Source organism: Clostridium sp. AM28-20LB, assembly GCF_003480665.1.
GTDB lineage: Bacteria > Bacillota > Clostridia > Lachnospirales > Lachnospiraceae > Otoolea > Otoolea fessa.
On sequence record NZ_QUJN01000013.1, the window covers coordinates 1 to 210 of the forward strand.

1 pseudogene is annotated in these 210 nt (G+C 46.7%); it reads right to left on the reverse strand.

The annotated features are described in order from the left end of the window. A pseudogene (locus DW739_RS15220) lies at window positions 1-210 on the reverse strand (IS200/IS605 family accessory protein TnpB-related protein); the annotation flags it as partial.

A 210-nucleotide genomic window follows, 5' to 3' on the forward strand; every position in this document is an offset into this window, starting at 1 on the left:
TGACATCCCGATAAAATACCGGCATCGCATGATTCTCACAGACCAGCTTCGGTTTTCCTCTCAGTTCTCCCTTTTCCCACAAACTAAGGCGTGTCTGATAGGAGGACACGGCTCCAAGTGCGTGTTGAATCGCCGCTCTTCTCAGATAAGATGGCATCTTAGGGAAATGACGGTCAAACAGAAATCTGGCATGATTCTTTTTTGTCTCAT